This is a genomic window from Streptomyces sichuanensis, assembly GCF_020328095.1.
Lineage (GTDB): Bacteria > Actinomycetota > Actinomycetes > Streptomycetales > Streptomycetaceae > Streptomyces > Streptomyces cinnamoneus.
Genome location: NZ_JAIXMK010000016.1, coordinates 35,614 through 54,859, shown reverse-complemented (window position 1 = coordinate 54,859; position 19,246 = coordinate 35,614). Strand labels below are relative to the sequence as shown.

At 73.8% G+C, this 19,246-nt stretch carries 15 protein-coding genes and 1 riboswitch; of the genes, 11 read left to right on the top strand and 4 right to left on the bottom strand.

Going from position 1 to position 19,246, the window contains the following annotated elements; translation table 11 throughout:
• Positions 1-12 precede the first annotated feature (12 nt).
• The 3 genes from LE181_RS08180 to cobG are packed head-to-tail and all read right to left on the bottom strand — an operon-like array spanning position 13 to position 3,784.
• Positions 13-1,524 (bottom strand): precorrin-2 C(20)-methyltransferase, encoded by a 1,512-nt coding sequence (locus LE181_RS08180; RefSeq protein WP_225660524.1) that lies wholly within the window; start codon positions 1,522-1,524, stop codon positions 13-15.
• Positions 1,521-2,174, bottom strand: a complete 654-nt coding sequence (locus tag LE181_RS08175; protein ID WP_225660523.1) for a precorrin-8X methylmutase — start codon at positions 2,172-2,174, stop codon at positions 1,521-1,523. Before LE181_RS08175 ends, LE181_RS08180 begins: the two co-directional genes overlap by 4 nt.
• On the bottom strand, positions 2,171-3,784 hold the full coding sequence (gene cobG, locus LE181_RS08170; protein WP_225660522.1) for a precorrin-3B synthase: 1,614 nt from the start codon (positions 3,782-3,784) through the stop codon (positions 2,171-2,173). The genes LE181_RS08175 and cobG overlap by 4 nt, the downstream gene beginning before the upstream one ends.
• 89 nt (positions 3,785-3,873) lie before the next feature.
• A riboswitch (cobalamin riboswitch) is annotated at positions 3,874-4,000 on the top strand.
• Positions 4,001-4,097: 97 nt separating this feature from the next.
• Between cobG and cobN the strand changes: the two genes are divergently transcribed.
• From cobN to LE181_RS08125, 9 genes are all read left to right on the top strand, one after another.
• Positions 4,098-7,718 carry a cobaltochelatase subunit CobN gene (gene cobN, locus LE181_RS08165; protein ID WP_225660521.1) on the top strand — a complete coding sequence of 1,207 codons (3,621 nt, stop codon included), beginning with the start codon at positions 4,098-4,100 and terminating at the stop codon, positions 7,716-7,718.
• A gap of 50 nt (positions 7,719-7,768) precedes the next feature.
• Positions 7,769-8,458, top strand: a complete 690-nt coding sequence (locus tag LE181_RS08160; protein ID WP_225660520.1) for a Crp/Fnr family transcriptional regulator — start codon at positions 7,769-7,771, stop codon at positions 8,456-8,458.
• 144 nt (positions 8,459-8,602) lie between these two features.
• Complete coding sequence (locus LE181_RS08155; RefSeq protein ID WP_225660519.1) at positions 8,603-9,469, top strand: hypothetical protein; 867 nt, start codon at positions 8,603-8,605, stop codon at positions 9,467-9,469.
• Positions 9,466-11,574, top strand: a complete 2,109-nt coding sequence (locus tag LE181_RS08150; RefSeq protein ID WP_225660518.1) for a hypothetical protein — start codon at positions 9,466-9,468, stop codon at positions 11,572-11,574. The genes LE181_RS08155 and LE181_RS08150 overlap by 4 nt, the downstream gene beginning before the upstream one ends.
• A complete protein-coding gene (locus LE181_RS08145) occupies positions 11,571-12,425 on the top strand; it encodes a hypothetical protein (RefSeq protein ID WP_225660517.1) in 855 nt (284 codons plus the stop codon). The genes LE181_RS08150 and LE181_RS08145 overlap by 4 nt, the downstream gene beginning before the upstream one ends.
• A gap of 29 nt (positions 12,426-12,454) precedes the next feature.
• Positions 12,455-12,649 carry a hypothetical protein gene (locus LE181_RS08140; protein ID WP_225660516.1) on the top strand — a complete coding sequence of 65 codons (195 nt, stop codon included), beginning with the start codon at positions 12,455-12,457 and terminating at the stop codon, positions 12,647-12,649.
• On the top strand, positions 12,646-13,329 hold the full coding sequence (locus LE181_RS08135) for a restriction endonuclease (RefSeq protein WP_225660515.1): 684 nt from the start codon (positions 12,646-12,648) through the stop codon (positions 13,327-13,329). Before LE181_RS08140 ends, LE181_RS08135 begins: the two co-directional genes overlap by 4 nt.
• 45 nt (positions 13,330-13,374) lie before the next feature.
• Positions 13,375-14,631 carry a VWA domain-containing protein gene (locus LE181_RS08130; RefSeq protein WP_225660514.1) on the top strand — a complete coding sequence of 419 codons (1,257 nt, stop codon included), beginning with the start codon at positions 13,375-13,377 and terminating at the stop codon, positions 14,629-14,631.
• Positions 14,631-15,350, top strand: coding sequence for a hypothetical protein (locus LE181_RS08125; RefSeq protein ID WP_225660513.1), 720 nt, complete (start codon positions 14,631-14,633; stop codon positions 15,348-15,350). The genes LE181_RS08130 and LE181_RS08125 overlap by 1 nt, the downstream gene beginning before the upstream one ends.
• Before the next feature lie 61 nt (positions 15,351-15,411).
• Here the strand turns inward: LE181_RS08125 and LE181_RS08120 are convergent, their stop codons facing one another.
• Complete coding sequence (locus tag LE181_RS08120) at positions 15,412-16,365, bottom strand: trypsin-like serine peptidase (RefSeq protein WP_225660512.1); 954 nt, start codon at positions 16,363-16,365, stop codon at positions 15,412-15,414.
• Positions 16,366-16,575: 210 nt separating this feature from the next.
• Between LE181_RS08120 and LE181_RS08115 the strand changes: the two genes are divergently transcribed.
• Entirely contained in the window at positions 16,576-16,962 is a 387-nt protein-coding gene (locus LE181_RS08115) for a hypothetical protein (RefSeq protein WP_225660511.1), read from the top strand.
• A complete protein-coding gene (locus tag LE181_RS08110; RefSeq protein ID WP_225660510.1) occupies positions 16,959-19,145 on the top strand; it encodes a hypothetical protein in 2,187 nt (728 codons plus the stop codon). Before LE181_RS08115 ends, LE181_RS08110 begins: the two co-directional genes overlap by 4 nt.
• The last annotated feature ends 101 nt before the right edge of the window (positions 19,146-19,246 follow it).

The window sequence follows — 19,246 nt, the reverse complement described above, 5'->3', positions numbered from 1 at the left end:
TCCGCAGGTGCGTCAGCGCTCCGGATACCGCCGGGGTGTCCAGACGATCTCCTCCGCGCCGGAGTCGCCGCGGCGTACCGCCTGCGTCTGCGTCGAGCCCACGATGAGCAGGGTGCGCATGTCGACCTGATCCGGGTCGAGTTCGCCGAGGCGGACGATACGGACGGATTCCTCCGGGCCGCCCACGTCGCGGGCCAGGACCACCGGGGTGTCGGGCGTGCGGTGTTCCAGGAGGAGGTCGCGGGCCTTGCCGACCTGCCAGCTGCGGCTGCGGGAGCCGGGGTTGTAGAGGGCCAGCACCAGGTCGGCGGCCGCTGCGGAGCGCAGCCGCTCCGCGATGACCTCCCACGGCTTGAGGCGGTCGGAGAGGGAGACGACCGCGTAGTCGTGGCCGAGGGGGGCGCCCGCCCGGGCGGCGGCGGCGTGGGCGGCCGTCATGCCGGGGACCACCCGGACCGGGATCTCGCGGTAGGGGTCCTCGGAGGCGACTTCGAGCACGGCCGTGGCCATCGCGAAGACGCCCGGGTCGCCGGACGAGACGACGGCCACGCGCCGGCCCTGGCGTGCGAGGTCGAGGGCGAAGTCGGCGCGTTCGGACTCCACCTTGTTGTCGGAGGCGTGCCGGCGCTGGCCGGGGCGCACGGGAACGCGGTCCACGTACGTGGTGTACCCCACCACGTCCTCCGCCGCCGCCAGCGCACCCCGCGCCTCGGGCGTCAGCCACAGCGGGCCCGCCGGGCCGAGTCCGACGACCACGACCTCGCCGCCCCCGGCGACGGGCGGCGCGTCGACGCGGCTCGGCAGCACCGCCACCGAGAAGTACGGCACCGACTCCGGGTCCACGTCCGCCAGCCGGCCGGTCCGTTCGCCGCTCATCGTCGCGCGTTCGACGTACCGCGCCTCCGCCAGCCGGCCCGAGCGCTCCAGCGCGCCGCGCACCGCCGGGAAGGTCCGGCCGAGCTTCATCACCACGGCCGAGTCCGTCGAGGCCAGGCGGGCCGTCAGCTCCTCCTCCGGCAGCGTGCCGGGAAGGATCGTCAGCACCTCCTCGCCCTCGACGAGCGGCTCGCCCAGGCGGGCGGCGGCCGCGCTCACCGAGGTGACCCCGGGCACGACCTCCGTCGGGTAGCGGTGGGCCAGCCGCTTGTGCATGTGCATGTACGAGCTGTAGAAGAGCGGGTCGCCCTCGGCGAGCACCGCGACCGTCCGCCCGGCGTCGAGGTGGGCGGCCAGCCGGGCCGCGGCCTCCTCGTAGAACTCCTCCATCGCCCCCCGGTAGCCGCCGGGGTGGTCGGTGGCCTCGGTGGTCACCGGGTAGACCAGCTGCTCCTCGATCTGGCCGGGACGCAGGTGCGCCGCGGCGATCGAGCGCGCGATGCTGCGGCCGTGCCGGGCGCTGTGGTACGCCACGACGTCCGCCGCCGCGATGACCTCCACGGCCCGTACGGTCATCAGCGACGGGTCGCCGGGACCCAGCCCGACGCCGTACAGCCGGCCGGCCGTCTGCGGATGCTGCTCGCTCACTCTTCCTCGCTCGCTATCGCGTTGATCGCGGCCGCGGCCATCGCACTGCCGCCCCGCCTGCCCCGCACCACCAGATACTCCAGCCCCAGGGGGCTGTCCACCAGCGCGTCCTTGGACTCGGCGGCGCCGATGAAACCGACCGGAATGCCGAGGACCGCGGCCGGGCGCGGCGCCCCCTCGGCCACCATCTCCAGCAGACGGAACAGCGCGGTCGGCGCGTTGCCGACCGCCACCACGGCGCCGTCCAGCTTCTCGCGCCACAGCTCCAGCGCCGCCGCGCTGCGGGTCGTGCCCATGCGGCGGGCCAGCTCCGGCACCGCCGGGTCGGCGAGCGTGCACAGCACCTCGTTGTCCGCGGGCAGCCGCTTGCGGGTGACGCCGCTGGCGACCATGTTGGCGTCGCACAGGACCGGCGCCCCGGCGCGCAGCGCCTCGCGCGCCCGCGCGACCACCTGCGGGGAGTACGCGAGGTCCCGTACGAGATCGGTCATGCCGCACGCATGGATCATGCGCACCGCGACCTGACTCACCTCCGGCGGCAGCCCGCCGAGGTCGGCCTCGGCGCGGATGGTGGCGAAGGACTGGCGGTAGATGGACGCGCCGTCCTTTTCGTAGTCGAACACTGTGCCCTCGTCGCCTTCGTCGTTCATGTCGTACGGGTGGTGCCTGGTGGGGGTGCTGCCGTTGCTGTCGTGGCGGTCGTCGTTCTCGGGGCGATGCCGGGCGTACGTGCCGTGGTCACCGCTTCGGCCAGCTCCGGTGCCGTTTCCGGGGCCACCGCGTGGGGTGTGTCCGGGGCGCCGGTCCGTACGGTGACGCGGTAGCCGTCCGCGGTCGCCAGCACGTCGACCCACGGGCCGTCGGAGGGGTGGCCGCAGCGCCGTTCGCATCCGGACCAGTACACCGGCAGCACCCGGGGCCCGCCAGGGCGCGCGTCGGTGAGCGCGGCGGACGCGTCGGCCCGTACGTCCGTGAGCGACCTCGCGCAGCCCGGGCGCCCGGCGCACGCGCCTGCGCGGTGCCACGGGGAGGCGGGGGAGGTGACGAGGCCGGCGTCGGCGAGCACGGCCAGCCGGGCGGCAGCGGCCCCGCGGGGGAGGCCGGGGAGGACGATGCCGCGCCAGGGCGTCACCCGCAGTTCGCCGGTGCCGGCTTCGGCGGCGGTACGGGCGAGGAGCCGCCACTGTCCGACGGTGAGCCGGCCGAGGGGCGCCGTGACGGACAGCGCGCACCGACCGTCGGGCCCGACGACGGGCCCCGGTTCGGGGACCGGTCCCGGCCCGGCCACCGGTCCTGCTTCGGCCGTCGGTCCCGGCACGGCCACGGGCCCCGGTCCGGCTGCTGTGTCGACAGCCGGTGCCGGGCCGGAGGTGGGCCCGGCACCGGCGGGCTCGGCAAGGGCCGACCCGGCAGCAGTGGGCCCGGCAACGGCTGACGCGGCAACAGTGGGCCCGGCAGCGGCGGGTCCGGCAAGGGCGGCCGTCCCGCCGATCGCCTCAGCCGGTATGCCGGCCTCAACAAGGCGGTCGGCCAAGGCGTCCAGGGGCGGGCGGTGTTGCGGAGCCAGGTCCTTGATGCGCCAGGCGGTCACCTCGTGTGCGCGCAACGTGCCGAGGAAGTGCTCGGCGGCCAGGACCGCCGCCCGCGGCGCGTCCGCGGCCGGTATCCGCAGCCCGGCCGGCCCGGTGGCGTAGCGCAGGACGGCCTGGTCGCCCTCCTCTGCGATCAATGTCACATCGGGGTCGAGGGCCGCGACGTCGCCGCGCCCGTCGTCCAGCCCGAAGAGGAAGCGCCCGGAAAGCGCAGTGATGTCGGGGTTCTCGCAGAGCAGCCGGTCCAGCTCCCGTGCCCACGCCTGGACGTCGGCGTGCCCGGAGCCGTCCAGTCCGCTCAGTGGCGAGGCGACCAGATTGCGCACCCGCTCGTGTGCGTCCGACGGCAGCAGGCCGGCCGCGCGCAGCCGCGCCGCCAGGACGGCCCCGCAGTCCGAAGGCAGGCCGCGCAGCTGGAGGTTGCCGCGGGAGGTGAGGTCGAGGTGTCCGTCGCCCAGCTCCTCGGCCAGCCCGGCCAGGGCCTCGGCCTGACGGGTCGTCAAAAGCCCGGCGGGCACCCGGATGCGGGCCAGCGCCCCGTCGGCCGCGGAGTGCAGCCGCAGCGCGCCGGGGCACGCGTCGCCGCGGTCGCGCGGGGATGCGCCGGTTCGGCACGTCTCGTCCCGGTCCGCGGGAGATGTGGGGGGCACAGGCATGGCGGCGAGCATACCGACGCCGGGGCCCGGTGCACCGTCCCGCACCGGATCACCAGCGCTTACTATGCTCACCAGGTGGGCAGTATCCAGCAGTCCCGTCGGATATCCGGCCCGCCGTACGCCAGCGACGGCGTCAGGGGAGGAAGCCGGTGAGACTCCGGCACGGTCCCGCCACTGTGAGCGCGGCAGCGATGCCGCGCGAGTCAGGAACTCCCGCCGTCCTCCAACCGCCCGGGGCGCGGACCCCGAGGAAGGCCAGCCGCAGCATGCGCACGTTCCGGTGCCGCGCACCCCGGGCGACCCTCGAAGCACTCGGGAGCGCCGCGTGATCCTTCTCCTGTCGACGTCCGACACCGACCTGCTCAGTGCCCGCGCGGCCGCCGCACAGGGGGGCCCGGTCCCGTACCGGCTCGCGAACCCCGCCCGGCTCGCGCTCGACGACCTCCCGGCGCTCCTGGAGGGCACCGACCTCGTCGTCGTCCGGCTCCTCGGCGGCGTGCGCGCCTGGCAGGAGGGGCTCGACCTGCTGCTCGCCCAGGAACGCCCCGTCGTCGTCCTCACCGGCGAACAGGCCCCCGACGCCCAGTTGATGGAGGCGTCCACCGTCCCCATCGGCATCGCCGCCGAGGCCCACGCCTACCTCGCCCACGGCGGCCCCGCCAACCTGGAACAGCTGGCCCGCTTCCTCTCCGACACCGTGCTGCTCACCGGCCACGGCTTCGAGGCCCCGGCCGCCGCCCCCACCTGGGGCGAGCTGGAGCGCACCCCCAGGCCCGGCGCCAGTGGCCCGCTCGTCGCGGTGCTCTACTACCGTGCCCACCACATGAGCGGCAACACCGCCTTCGTGGACGCCCTCTGCGACGCCGTCGAGGACGCCGGCGGCCGCGCCCTCCCGCTGTACGTGGCCTCCCTGCGCGCCCCCGAGGCCGAGCTCATCGAGGCGCTCGGCGCGGCCGACGCCGTCGTCACCACCGTCCTCGCCGCCGGCGGCACCCGGCCCGCCGAGGCGTCGGCCGGTGGCGACGACGAGTCGTGGGACGCCGGCGCCCTCGCCTCCCTCGACGTGCCGATCCTGCAGGCCCTGTGCCTGACCGGCCCGCGCAGCGCGTGGGAGGAGAACGACGAGGGGCTCTCGCCGCTCGACGCCGCCACGCAGGTGGCCGTCCCCGAGTTCGACGGCCGCATCATCACCGTCCCGTTCTCCTTCAAGGAGGTCGACGAGGACGGCCTGCCCGCCTACGTCGCCGACCCCGAGCGCGCCGCCCGCGTCGCCGGCATCGCCGTGCGCCACGCCAGGCTGCGCCACATCCCGGCCGGCGACAAGCGGATCGCGCTCGTCCTGTCCGCGTACCCCACCAAGCACTCCCGCATCGGCAACGCCGTCGGCCTCGACACCCCCGCCAGCGCCGTGGCGCTGCTGCGCCGGCTGCGCGAGGAGGGCTACGACTTCGGCGACGAGGAGGTCCCCGGCCTCGCGTCCGGCGACGGCGACGAGCTGATCTACGCCCTGATCGAGGCCGGCGGCCACGACCAGGACTGGCTCACCGAGGAGCAGCTCGCCCGCAACCCCGTCCGGATCCCGGCCGCCGACTACAAGCGCTGGTACGCGCAGTTGCCCGCCGAGCTGCGCGCGTCCGTCGAGGAGCACTGGGGCCCGGCGCCCGGCGAGATGTTCCTCGACCGCAGCCGCACTGCCGAGGGCGACCCGGAAGGCGACATCGTTCTCGCCGCCCTGCGCCGCGGGAACCTGCTCATCCTCATCCAGCCGCCGCGCGGCTTCGGCGAGAACCCCATCGCCATCTACCACGACCCCGACCTCCCGCCCTCCCACCACTACCTGGCCGCCTACCGCTGGATCGCGGCCGCGCGCGAGGACGGCGGCTTCGGTGCCGACGCGATGGTGCACCTCGGCAAGCACGGCAACCTGGAGTGGCTGCCCGGCAAGAACGCCGGCCTGTCCGCCGCCTGCGGCCCCGACGCCGCGCTCGGCGACCTGCCGCTCGTCTACCCCTTCCTCGTCAACGACCCCGGCGAGGGCACCCAGGCCAAGCGCCGCGCCCACGCCACGCTCGTCGACCACCTCGTGCCGCCGATGGCCCGCGCCGAGTCCTACGGCGACATCACGCGCCTGGAACAGCTCCTGGACGAGTACGCGCAGATCTCCGCGATGGACCCGGCCAAGCTGCCCGCGATCCGCGCCCAGATCTGGACGCTGATCCAGGCCGCCCGGCTCGACCACGACCTCGGGCTGGAGGAGCGCCCGGAGGACGACGGCTTCGACGACTTCCTGCTCCACGTCGACGGCTGGCTGTGCGAGGTCAAGGACGCCCAGATCCGCGACGGTCTGCACGTGCTGGGCGGCGCGCCCACCGGCGAGGCGCGGGTCAACCTCGTCCTGTCGATCCTGCGCGCCCGCCAGATCTGGGGCGGCACGACAGCCCTGCCGGGCCTGCGCGAGGCGCTCGGCCTGGACGAGTCCGCCGCCACCCGCACCACCGCGGACGAGGCCGAGGAGAAGGCCCGCGCCCTGGTGGAGGCCATGGAGGCCGCGGACTGGGACCCGGCCGCGGTCGCCTCCGTGGCCGCGGAGCACGGTGAGCAGGTCGCCGCGATCCTGGCCTTCGCCGCCCGCGAGGTCGTCCCGCGCCTGGCCGGCACCACGGCCGAACTCGACCACGCCGTCAAGGCCCTGGCCGGCGGCTTCGTCCCGGCCGGCCCGTCCGGCTCCCCGCTGCGGGGCCTGGTCAACGTCCTGCCGACGGGCCGCAACTTCTACTCCGTCGACCCCAAGGCCGTCCCCAGCCGCCTTGCCTGGGAGACGGGCCAGGCCCTCGCGGACTCCCTCCTGGAGCGCTACCGCACGGACAACGGTGAGTGGCCGCAGTCCGTGGGCCTCTCCCTGTGGGGCACGAGCGCGATGCGCACGGCGGGCGACGACGTGGCGGAAGCGCTGGCGCTGCTGGGCGTCCGCCCGGTGTGGGACGAGGCGTCGCGCCGGGTGACGGGCCTCGAACCCATCCCCCTCGACGAGCTCGGCCGCCCCCGCATCGATGTGACCCTCCGCATCAGCGGCTTCTTCCGCGACGCCTTCCCGCACGTCATCGGCCTGCTGGACGACGCGGTGCGGCTGGCGGCGTCACTGGACGAGCCGGCCGACCGCAACCACGTCCGCGCCCACACCCAGGCCGACCTCGCCACCCACGGCGACGAGCGCCGCGCCACGACCCGCATCTTCGGCTCCCGCCCGGGCACGTACGGCGCCGGCCTCCTCCAGCTCATCGACAGCCGCGACTGGCGCACCGACGCCGACCTCGCCGAGGTCTACACCGTCTGGGGCGGCTACGCCTACGGCCGTGGCCTGGAGGGCTGCCCGGCCCGCGAGGAGATGGAGACGGCGTACAAGCGCATCGCGGTCGCGGCGAAGAACACCGACACCCGCGAGCACGACATCGCCGACTCCGACGACTACTTCCAGTACCACGGCGGCATGGTCGCCACGGTCAAGGCCCTCAAGGGCACGGCACCGGCCGCGTACATCGGCGACTCCACCCGCCCCGAGACGATCCGCACCCGCACCCTGGTCGAGGAGACCTCCCGCGTCTTCCGCGCCCGCGTGGTCAACCCCCGCTGGATCGAGGCCATGCGCCGCCACGGCTACAAGGGCGCCTTCGAACTCGCCGCCACCGTCGACTACTTGTTCGGCTACGACGCCACCACGGGCGTCGTCCCCGACTGGATGTACGACAAGCTCGCCCAGACCTACGTCCTCGACCCGGACAACCGCGCCTTCCTGGAGGACGCCAACCCCTGGGCCCTCCACGGCATCTCCGAACGCCTCCTGGAGGCCGAGAGCCGCGGCATGTGGGCCAAGCCGGACGCCGAGACCCTCGAAGCCCTGCGCCAGGTCTTCCTGGAGACCGAGGGGAACCTGGAGGGCGGGGAGTGACGCCGCGAACCCACGGCGGGTGACCACCGGTCCACCTAGAGTCCTGTCCCATGGACGGGAACGAGAACGGGCGGGGTCACTCCCTGGGCGTGACCCTCGCCGAGCTGATCGGCGCGCCTCTGTGGGGCGCGCTGCTCGGCGAGGGGCGCGAGCGCACGCACCGCGCCGGAGAAGTGCTGTTACGGCAAGGCGATTCCGGTACCCATGTGCTCGCGCTGACCTGCGGGGCCGTCAAGGTGACCCGGATCGAGTGGGACGGCCGGCTCCGTGTCCTCGCCTTCCGCGGAACGGGCGATGTCGTGGGCGAAGCGGCGGTCGCACGTGAGGGAATGACCCGGCTGGCGACCGTGGAATCCATATCCGACTGTTCGGTCGTGGTCGTGGAGAAGGGCCGGTTCATACGCTTCGTCGACCGGCACGGTCTGTCGCCGGTCCTCCACCAGCACGCCCTCATCCGACTGGGCGAGTCCGACCGCGCCCGGGCCGGGTACGGCGGATCGTGTGAGCGGCTCGCCGAGGCGCTGTTGGCGCTGGCCGCGGCGTTCGGCGGCCCGGTGCGGCCCGGCGGCCTGGAACTGGCCGTGACCAGAGCGGAACTCGCCCAGTACCTGGGAATTTCCCGCAACACGGTCAGCACCAGGCTGCGCGAAATCGGCGAGCGCATCGTCTCCGCAGAGCGGAAGAGCATCGTCGTCCACGACATGGCGGCACTGAGCGCGGTGGCCGGCCCCCGGCGCTGATCTTCTGCTGCTGACGAGCGATTTCCGTCATGCTTCCAGCGCACGCGCGGTGCACACGGCCGCTCCCGGCTCCACGAGCATCTGAGGCGTCCGGCCCGGCGCGGCACCCGCGCCGGGCGAGCCCTCACGCAGAGGAGCACGCCCATGTCCGTCACCGACTTTCCGCCCTCGGGACCGGCACCCTGGAGCGTCAGCCGGGACCTGCCGCCCTACCGTGGGATCCTGGCCGTCGACGCCAAGGACTTCACGGGAAGGCCCGCCGTCGAGCACGTCACGATCGCCACGGCCATCCCGCAGCTCCTCCGCCAGACCCTCGACCGCGCCGGGCTCGGCGAACTGTGGAAGGACCAGCGGTTCGCCAACCACACCGGGGACGGGTTCGTCTTCGGCTTCGACCCGACCGCCCTGCCGCGAGTGATCCACCCCTTCCTGAACGAACTCCAGGAACTGCTCACCGACTACAACATCCACGCGACCGCCACCGGCCCCCTCCGCCTGCGCGTCAGCCTCCACGTCGGGCCGCTGCCCGACTCCGGTGCCCCCGGCGACGGCAACGGCACGCCCCGCAACGACACCCACCGACTCCTGGACTCCAGGCCGGTCAAGCTCATGCTGGCCTCCAGCGAGAACATCACCCAGGTTGCCGCGATCGTCTCCCAGCGCGTCTTCGAGGACGCCGTCCTCTCCGGCTACACCCGACTCCACCCCGACCGCTTCATCGAGGTGCCCGCCACGGTCGAGGGCAAGAACTTCCAGCAGCGCGCCTGGCTGCACGTCCCCGCTCCTTCGGGCAGTCTCTACGACCGCCGGATCCTGGGTGAGGACTCTCAGCCCGACGAGGCACAACCGTCCACCGGCGAGGCCCCCGCACGTCCCGCGCAGCAGCCCGCCGGCCCCACCACGAGCTACGACCGCAGCTTCATTTCGCATTCCGAGAACGTCCACGGGGGCCAGAACATCAACAACTACGACGGTCCCGGACCGCGTAACGGTGGCGGTGCGGGCCGGTGAACCCGCCCGACGTCGACTGGGCCGAGCCGCTCGGAGGCGGGGACCAGCCCACCGTGCAGGTGTGGAATGTGTCGAGGAGCTTCGTGAACCTCGCCGAGACCATCCACGGCGGTCAACACGTCGACAATCACGAAGGCGGCCCTTCCGGACTATCGGCATCGCAGTTCGCCGTCGAGCGTCGAGAGGGGGACATTCCCGCCGACAGCGTCGTCCTCGCCGGACGGGGATTTGCCGAACCGGCCTGGTTCCCCTCCGCCCTCGCCGGTCTCGACAGCCGTCTGCTCTTCCTCACGGGCCGCTCCGGCAGTGGGCGCAGGACTGCCGCGCTGAACCTGCTGCACCGGCATACGGGGGGATTCGCCCTGCGCGCCGTCGACTCCGACGTCGACCTGGCGACATGGACCGCGACCAGCACGACAGCCCGCGGCTACCTGGTCGACGGACTCGTGGAGACACGGGTCCTCGCCCTCGACGCCCTCGGCCTGGACTCCCTGCGCAGCCGACTCCGCGACGCCGACGCCCGCATGGTCGTGATCACCACGGCCGCGCCGCGTGTGGTGGCCCATCTGCGCGGCCTGCTCGACCGGCCGCCCGTGCACGCTGAACCCCCACCACCGCGCGACGTGCTGACGGCCCAGCTGACCTCCGTACTGCTCAGCGGCGAGCGAACGGATGCTGCGCTGGCCGGCCTGCCGCCGGGTCTCCTCGACGAGTTCCTTACCCCCGGCCTCGGCCCCGCGCAGGTGGTCGAGATCGCCGGCGAAGTGGTACGAGCCGTCACCGGCGAGGCCCCCGCGGCGGGCATCCGCGAACGCCTCAGCATCCATGCCGACGCCCATGCGCCGCACCTGTTGCGGTCCTTGCACGACAGCCCGGAAGATCTCGCCCTCCTCCTCGCCACCTGCGTGTTCGAGCAGTTCGACCACACCGTCGTGGAGGAGGAGGCGCGGCGACTGAAGAAGCTCGCCGACGGCAGGCTCGACAGCGAATCCGCCCCCGACGGCCAGGAGCCGGAGGCAGGCCGACGCCCCAACCCGGAGTTCGTGCTGCGCCGTCCCCTGAGGGACCGCCTGGAGGCCATCGAAGCCTGCCGCACCCGTCCCGAAGTCCGGCCGGCTTCGGCGTACAACGGCTGCACTGTCGTTCCCGTCGCCTTCAAGCGGCATCTGCAGGGCAAGGCCGTGCTCAAACACGTGTGGGAAGAACACCACGATGCCCGTGGCCTGCTCGTGGAATGGCTCCGGCAGACACCCGAGAGCAACGGCAGGGGTGCACGGGCCGGCTTCATCCTCGGCCAGCTCGCCCGATGGAGCTCGGGCCACCAGGCGCTGCGCCCCGTGGAGCAGTTCGTCGACTCCGATCGCCCGGCCGACTGGCGCATGGCAGCCCGAGCGCTGGGCGCGGCCTCGGCAGACCCCGTGCTCGCCGGCGCGATCAAAAGCAGGCTGCGCGGCTGGAGCGGTGCGGCAGGCGGGTCCAGGCGCTGCACGGTCGCACTGACCTGCGCGACGGAGTTCGGCCTGGCACGGCCGGAGACGGCGCTGAACCTGCTGCACGCGACGGTGACGACACGGGCCGACGACTCCATCGTGGTCGAATCCGCCGTTCGCAGGGCCCTGGTGAACCTCTTCACCGAAACCATGGTCCGGCTCCGGCTCCTCAACACCCTCGCTCGGTGGGCGGGCGAGGGCGGAGCGGCGAGACGCACGGCGTGTGCCGCCGTGGCCCAGATGGTGAAGGCCGCGGCCACCATCAGGGAACCGGGGGAGTGGTGGAGCGACCACCTGCTCGCCGACCGCACACCGGACGGGAACCCGTCGGCGGATCCCGCGGGTCTGACACTGATCCGTCGCGCTCTCACCGAACAGGCCAGCTACGCGCCCATGCGCGATGCGCTCCTTACATGGCAGGACCGCGCTGCCGGTGACCCCCACAGGGCGCCGGCCTTCGAGCACCTCGTCGACGGGTTGGCGCCGCACCTGCACGGCGGTGTCTTCCGGCTGTTCACCGACCTGGAATGCGCCGTGTCGGCTCCCGGCGCCGAACGAGCGGCACGAGCCCTGGCCGAGTGGCGTCAGGGCGTGTCGCAGAGAGGCCGAGCATGACCACCACCTACTATGCGGCGCCACCCCGCCCCGGCGGCGGCCTCTGGGAGACCAGCAAGGGAAAGCCCTTCCGGCAGCTCCTCCGCTTCCGGACCTCCCCGCGGCCGGACACCGCGCTGGTGCTGATCGACCGGGACCAGCATGCCGTGTGGGAGCCGGAGACGCGTGTCTCGCTGACACGGGCCGCCTTCGGACGCTACACCGAGGCCCACCTCGTGGACACCACCCGCAGAAGCGGTGTCTGGCAGCTCATGCTCAGCGACCGGCAGGCCGCGCTCGAAGTCACCTGGTGGGCCGCGGACCCGCGGCTGGTCGTCCTCAATCGCCATCTGCTGAACGACCCGTGGGCGGCCGTCAGCGGGTATCTGGACGGACTGCTGGAGTCCGTCGCGGCCCGCTGCCGGGCTGTCGGCCGGGAACTCACCGCCCGAGACGTCCTCGGGCAGCTGACCCAGCCGCAGCACCTTCCCCACCTGGGGCTGTCCTGCCGCGTGGAGACCACCCCGCCCGAGTTCGACGCCCTCGGCCCCGTCGTCGCCTCGCCTCCTCAGCTGTGGTCGCCCCAGCGGCGTGAGGAGTACGAGTTCTACCTTCAAGCAGTGCGCACCGGCCCGGAAGCGCTGGTCGCCCTGTGGCTGCTCCACCACCCGAACGAGGTGCGGGACGTCCTGGAATGGGTGGTCGACCACCCGCGCGAGATCACGGGCGTGCCGGACGACGACGGCGGTCGCGCCCTCTTCGACAGCCTTCCCGGCGAAATGAAGGAACAACTGGCGAGGGCCGACGCCGAGTATCCGGCCGGACCGCCGCCGTACGCCGCGATAGACCGCGATGTTCCGGACCGGCTGTGAGCGGCCGTCGAGGAGACAGGAGGTACGTCATGCGTGACGAGTGGTACTACCGCCGCGGGCACTGGGTCCGGAAACCGGCTGCGCGCAGGAACAGCGGCCCCTGGACTGCCCTCGCCGTCGCTGCCGTGCTCGGCTGGGGAATGTTCAACGGATGCCTGCACGACGGCACGGACGACCAGCCGCCGCCCACTCCTCCTTTCTCTTCCCCGGCGGTGCCCCGGTGAGCGGCACGGCGCGGCGAAGGCGAAGGCGACAGCTCCTGCCCCGCACCGGGGGCGAGGCCGTAGCCGCGGTCGTCGTGCTCGGAGTGCTCGGTCTCGCCCTGCGCCGCCTGGCACGGTTCCTGCAGAACCTCGACCCGTACCTGTGGCCCGTGATCTTCGTGACGGCCGGCTGTGCGGCGGCGGTATGCGGTACGCGCCTGGTGCGGCGCCGTACGGTGCGGCGGGAACGGGCCCGTCGGCTGGAGCGGTTGCGGATGCCGCTGCACGAGGTGGACGCCCTCTCTCCCGACCAGTTCGAACTGGCCATAAGGGACCTGATGGCACGTGACGGCATCAGCGCACGCCACGTCGGGCGCCGCGGCGACCAGGCCGCGGACGTCATCGGGCGTGACACGGACGGCCGGGTCATCGTCGCCCAGTGCAAGCACACGATGTTCGGAGGCCGGGTCGGATCGCACGTGATGTACGAGGTCAACGGGACCGCCACACCCGTCCACGGCGCCGACGTGGCGGTCGTGGTGACCAACGGCGGCTTCACCCGCGACGCCCGCTCGTGGGGCGACCGCAACGGCGTGCACTGGATCGACCGCGAACGCCTGCGGGCATGGGCCGAAGAGGGCAGCAGCCTGCACCAAGTGCTCGGCCTGGCCACGCCCGCATCGGGCCGACCCGGCGGCTGACCTCACGTTTTGAGGCCGGACTGCCCCGTTCCATAGGATCGCCCGATGATCATCACAAAACGGCTGGCGGCGGGTGCCTGCGCCCTGCTCGCCGCCCTGGCCGGGGGTATGGCGCCGGCGAGTGCCGCCGACGGGCCCCCCAAGGATTCGCCCAAGGTCGAACTCGTCCTCGACGTCAGCGGCTCGATGCGGGCCCGGGACGTCGACGGCGACACCCGCATGGCCGCCGCGCAGCAGGCGTTCAACGAGGTCATCGACGCGGTGCCGGAAGGCGTGCGGCTCGGCATCCGCACGCTCGGGGCCGATTACGCCGGTGACGACAAGGCGACCGGCTGCCGCGACAGCAAGCAGCTCTACCCCGTCGGCAAGGTGAACAAGACCGAGGCCAAGGCCGCGGTCGCGACGCTGCGACCGACCGGCTGGACGCCCATCGGATACGCCCTGCGCGGCGCCGACCAGGACCTGGGGACGGACGGCGGCACGCGCCGGATCGTGCTCATCACCGACGGTGAGGACTCCTGCGGGCTGCCCGACCCGTGCGACGTGGCGCGCGAACTCGCCGCCAAGGGCACCCACTTGACCGTCGACACGCTCGGCCTCACCCAGGACGACAAGACGCGCGAGCAGCTCAGCTGCATCGCCGAGGCCACCGGTGGCACGTACACCACCGTGCGGCACCGCAAGGAGCTCTCCGGCCGGATCAAGCAGCTGGTGCGCCGGGCGGAGACGCCCGTCGACACCCCGAAGCCCGTCGAGGGCGGCAACGCGTGCCCGACCGCGCCCGAGATCGGTGCCGGGATCTGGACCGACCGGGAGAAGTTCTCCGAGCACCGCTGGTACCGCGTCAAGGTCAAGCCCGGGCAGGAGCTGCGCGCCTCCGTCAGCGTCGGCGCCGACCGCGCCGTCGACCGGGACTACGGGGTGCTGGTCCGCGCCGTGGGTGCGGGCGGGCGGGAACTCGTCCGCGGGTCGGACGCCGGCAGCGGGCGCACCGACGTGATGGCGTCGGGGCTCCGTCTTCCGGTGTGGAAGGCCAAGGAGGACGACAAGGAGCCCAGGAACGTCTGCCTGGAGGTCTCCAACTCCTTCTCCGCACCCCCCTCCGTCAAGCGGGACCCGGGCCTGCCCGTCGAACTCGCCGTCGATCTGGTGGACGCCCCCGACAGCCCCTCCGACCTCGCCGCCTTCGGCCTCGGCCGGGGCTGGGTGCTGCTCCTGGTCCTGGGCGTGACGGGACTGCTGGCCGGGCTCGCGTGGGGCTGGCTGGCCCGCTGGCGCGTAGCGGTGTGGAGGGAGAACTGATGCGACGGACGACACGTGTGCTGACGGCCGGGCTGCTCGCCGCGGCCGGGGCGTTCGGCCCGGCGGCGGTCGCCGTGGCCGACGACGAGGCACCCACCGAGGCCGGTACCGCCTTCCGCACCGCCGTGGCGATCGAGCAGGGCGAGAAGGCCACCGCCGACGCCTCCACCGGCGACTACCTCTACTGGCAGTTCCCTGCCGGCGCCGGGCAGCGGCCCACCGTCAAGGCGACGGTGACGCTGCCCGAGACGTCCGCACGGCACGGCTCCGCCACCTGGCAGCTCGACGTCTTCGACGGGCTGCGCCGCCGCCAGGCGTGCACGTCCGGCGAGCCCACCAAGCGGGCCTCCGGCCAGGCGTCCACCGTGGACCTGACCTGCACCCTGCGGACCGTGCGCCCCTGGGCCGAGCGGTGGGCCAACGACCCGCTGCCCGGCGCGTACTACATCCGGCTCACCGTCACCGACGCCCCCGAGCGGGACCTCGGCCTGCCGGTGAAGGCGGCGGTCGAGGCCACCGCCGAGGACATGGGCGGCGAGCGCGCCGAGGGCGGTGAACTGGGTGCGCCGCTGCACGCGAAGGCCGTCGCCGAGCCCGACGGCGGCTGGAACGGCAGCTGGTTCACGTCCCGTTGGGTATGGACGGTCGGCGGCGCCGTGCTCGGCGCCCTCGCGGCCGTCGGCGGGTACACCCTGACCCGCCACCCGCGCCGCCGCTGACGGCGACCGGACCGGTGACCGGCGGCGTCCCCGCACTGCGGGGACGCCGCCGGCCCGCGTTTCAGGGGGCGGCGGGATCGTCGCCGCGCACCGCCTGCACGTACAGCTCCCACAGGTCCTCGGTGAAGTACGAGCTGTAGGAGATGTCCGGGGTGTCACCGCCCGTGTGGTAGCCGCCGATCACCCCGATCAGCGCGTACCCGCCGAACCGGCGCACCAGGAACGGGCCGCCGGAGGTGCCGCCGACGTACCCCGCGCAGGCGATCTCCAGGAAGTCGCCGGGCGCGGCCGGATCCGTGCTGGTGTAGCGGTGCGTGGAGGAGCTGCAGTCCAGCGGCTTGGGGTACCTGGCGTCGCTGCTGCCCGGATAGCCGATCAGCCGTACGTTCCCGTGCCGGTACCCGGGGTACACGGCCAGGTCGAATCCGCCGACGGCCCGCTCGACCCGGGTGCCGTCCGCGCGCCGGCCGAGCCGGACCACCGTGTAGTCCCAGCGCGCCCCGCCGTCGGTGCCCAGGTCGTAGTACCGCTGGTCGATGTAGATGAGTTCGACGGGGAAGACACCGTGCGGCTTCAGGCCGTCGTGGTACTGCGGCACGAACGACAGCCGCTTCTTCGGGTCCGGCGAGCGCAGGCAGTGCGCGGCGCTGACGACGAGGTCGCGGTGCGGACTGCGGACGACCGTGCCGCCGCAGAAGCGGCCTGTGTTCTGGCCGTCGGTCCAGAAGAACGTCCCCACCTGGGGCAGGCCGTCGAAGGGATGGCTGGGGGGTACGGGGTCGTCCGCCGCGGGGCCCTTGCGGGCGCTGCCGGCGGGCAGGGCCGCCCGCATGCGCTCGGGCGTCCAGTAGGCGTCGGCGGCCGCGGACGACACGGAAGGGACCGCCTCCGCGGCCCGGGCGCGCGGGCCGCCGGCGCCGGCCGCGGCCGGTCCCTGGAGGGCGGCGACCGCCACCAGCAGGCCGGTGACGGTGGCGGTGACGCATCCACGTATGGCGAGGGGTCTGCGGCGCATGGACGAACCTCCCGGAAGCCGAGTGCGCGGAACCGCACGCACGGGGTGAGCGTGTCATCGTCCTACGGGCGGGGCATGAGTGGTGAGACGCCGACGCGACAGGATTCACCACAACGACGCACACCCGCTGTCGGGGGCGGCCGGTAGCCTGTGGACACCAGTGCGTCGTGTTGTCCGGGCCTGCAGGGGCCGCGGGGTGGGGAGTTGACCATGGTGGATCCGGTGTCGCTCGATGCGGTCACGACTGCGGTGACGGCCGCCGCGGGCTCCGTGGGGACGGAGGCGGGACGCCAGGTCTGGGGCTCCCTCGTGGACCTCGCGCGCCGCGCCTTCGGCAGGGGCCGGGAGGACGAGGCCGCCGCCGTGCCGCTGCCCCTCGACGCGGCGAACGGGCAGGAGGTCCAGGCCCTGGCGGCGATGCTGTTCGGGCGGATCCTGCAGGACGAGGCGTTCGCGGCCGAGTTCCGCAGCTGGCAGGAGCAGGCGCGGACCGCCGGAGTGTCCGTCGGCAACACCACGGTCACCAACACCGTCTCGGGCAACGCCAGGGTCGGCACGCTCTACCAGGGGCACAGCATCAACGTGACGGGACGATGAGCGGCCCGCACGTCCGCAACGACTTCTCCGGGGAGGCCGGCCAGGTCTTCCAGGCCGGCGGGGACATCCACTACCACGACCACCGTCCCGCCGCCCCGGAACGGCCGGCACGCCCGTACCACATCCCGCCCAGCACGCCCCGGTTCACCAACCGCAGCGACGAACTCGCCCGCCTGCACACCTGGCTGGGCCGCCCCGGATCCGGGCCGCCCCGCACCTGCGTGATCAGCGGCCTGCCGGGCATCGGAACGAGCAGCACGGCACGCCGCTGGGCGGAGAGCGTGCGCGACGCCTACCCCGGCGGCGTCCCCTACGTGGACTTCGCCGCGCTGCGCAGCGGTGCGGACGGCGGCGACGTCCGGGGCGCGCAGGCCAAGGTCCTGCGCTCCGTGGCCGGGGTGGGGGAGCGGTACCTGGACCTCCCCGGCCCCGAGTTGGACGACCTCTACCGCACCGAGACCTCCCGGCACGGAAGCATCCTGCTCGTCCTGGAGAACGTCACCCAGCCCGCACAGGTCCTCGCCCTCATCCCCACCGCCCCCGGCAGCGCCGTCGTGGTCACCAGCAACAAACGCCTCGACGAGCTCGCTCTGGACGGCGCCCAGCTGCTGTCCCTCGAACCCCTCGGCCCCGGACACGGCGCGGAACTGCTCGCCACCCTGTGCGGCGCCGACCGCGTCCACGCCGAACCGGAGGCGACCGCACGGCTGGTCGAGCTGTGCGGGGGGCTGCCCCTGGCGCTCACCGTCGCCGGAACGCGCCTCGCCGCCCGCCGGGGGCTGAGCCTGGCCTCGGTCGTCACGGAACTGACCGCCGAGCGGGGCCGGTTGTCCACGCTGTCCATCGGCTCCGGCCCCGGGCGGCGCGGCGTCGCCGCGGCCCTCTCCGTCGCCTGCCGCGACCTCCCCGGCCGGACCCTGCGGCTCTACCGCAGGCTCGGACTCCTGCCCGGCCGGACGTTCCCCGCAGACGTCGCGGCAGCCGTGGACGGCAGCGACCCGCTCACCGTGCACGAGGCGCTCCAGGACCTGTACTCCGCCAGCCTGCTGGAGGAAGAGATCGTGGACGGGAAGCCGACCGGCCGCTACGGCCTGCACGACCTCGTACGGCTGCACGCCCGTTCCCTGGCCGAGGGCGACGGGGGCGACACGGAAGCCGAACGGGACGGCGCGCTGCGCCGGGTGGTCGACCACTACGTCGTCCGGGCCGCGTTCGCCGACGGGGCCGTGATGGGAAACCGGCTGCGGATCACCGACCACGCCGTACTGCTGGCCGGGCACGAGTCCCCGTTCACCGGGTCCGGGGCCCGCAACGATGCCCTCGACTGGCTGGAGGCCGAACGGCACAACGCCGTGGCCGTCGTGCGCGCCGCCGCCGGCCTCGGCCTCCACCGGCAGGCGGCACAGCTCGCCGAATCGCTCACCGCCCTCTTCCTCAACCACCGCCACCCCACGGACTGGGTCGACACGGGCACCCTCGGTGCCGGCGCCGCAGCCCGCCTGGGTGACCGGGCGATGGAGGCCCGGCTGCGCAGCCTGCTCTCCCGCCCGCTCATGGACATGGGCCTCACGGACCGGGCCCGCCGCGAGCTGGACACCGCGCTCGAACGCGCCGACGCCACGGGCCATTGCGTGCTGCGCGCCTCGGTACGGGAGTTCTCCGCGCGCTACTGGGACCTCTACGATCCGCCCCGCGCCCTGGCCCAGTACGGGGAGGCCCTCGCCCTGAACGAGGCGGCCGGGGAACGGCGGGGCGTCGCCCTCGTGCGCTACTTCACCGGCTGCACGCAGGACGCCATGGGCGAGCACGAGCTCGCCGTCGGCACGCTGACGGACGCCTGCGACCGGCTGACGGCCCTCGGCGACGCACGCATGGCCGGGCGCGCCCTGGCGGCACTGGGCAGGGCCCACGGCCACCTGGGGCGCACGGGCGAGGCCGTACGGGCACTCGAACGCGCTGCGCAAACACTCCAGGAGCAGCGCGCCTCGTTCTACGAGGCCCCCCTACGCGAGGAGTTGGCGGACCACGCCGTGCGCGCCGGGGACCCGGCGGCCGCACGCCGGCACCTGGCCCGGGCCGTGGAGCTGCTGCAACGGGACGGAAGCCCCCGGGCCGGAGAGGTGCGCGAACGGTTCGCGGCCCTGACCGACGGGCCCGACGCGCCGGCCCCGCCCGGCGCCTGAGGGCGCCCCCGGGGCCGCATCCTGCGTGCCCGTGGCCAACGCGGGCCCGCGCTCCGTCGCGCCCGCTCCCGGGGCTGCCTCCGTGCCCGCGGCCCGCAGCG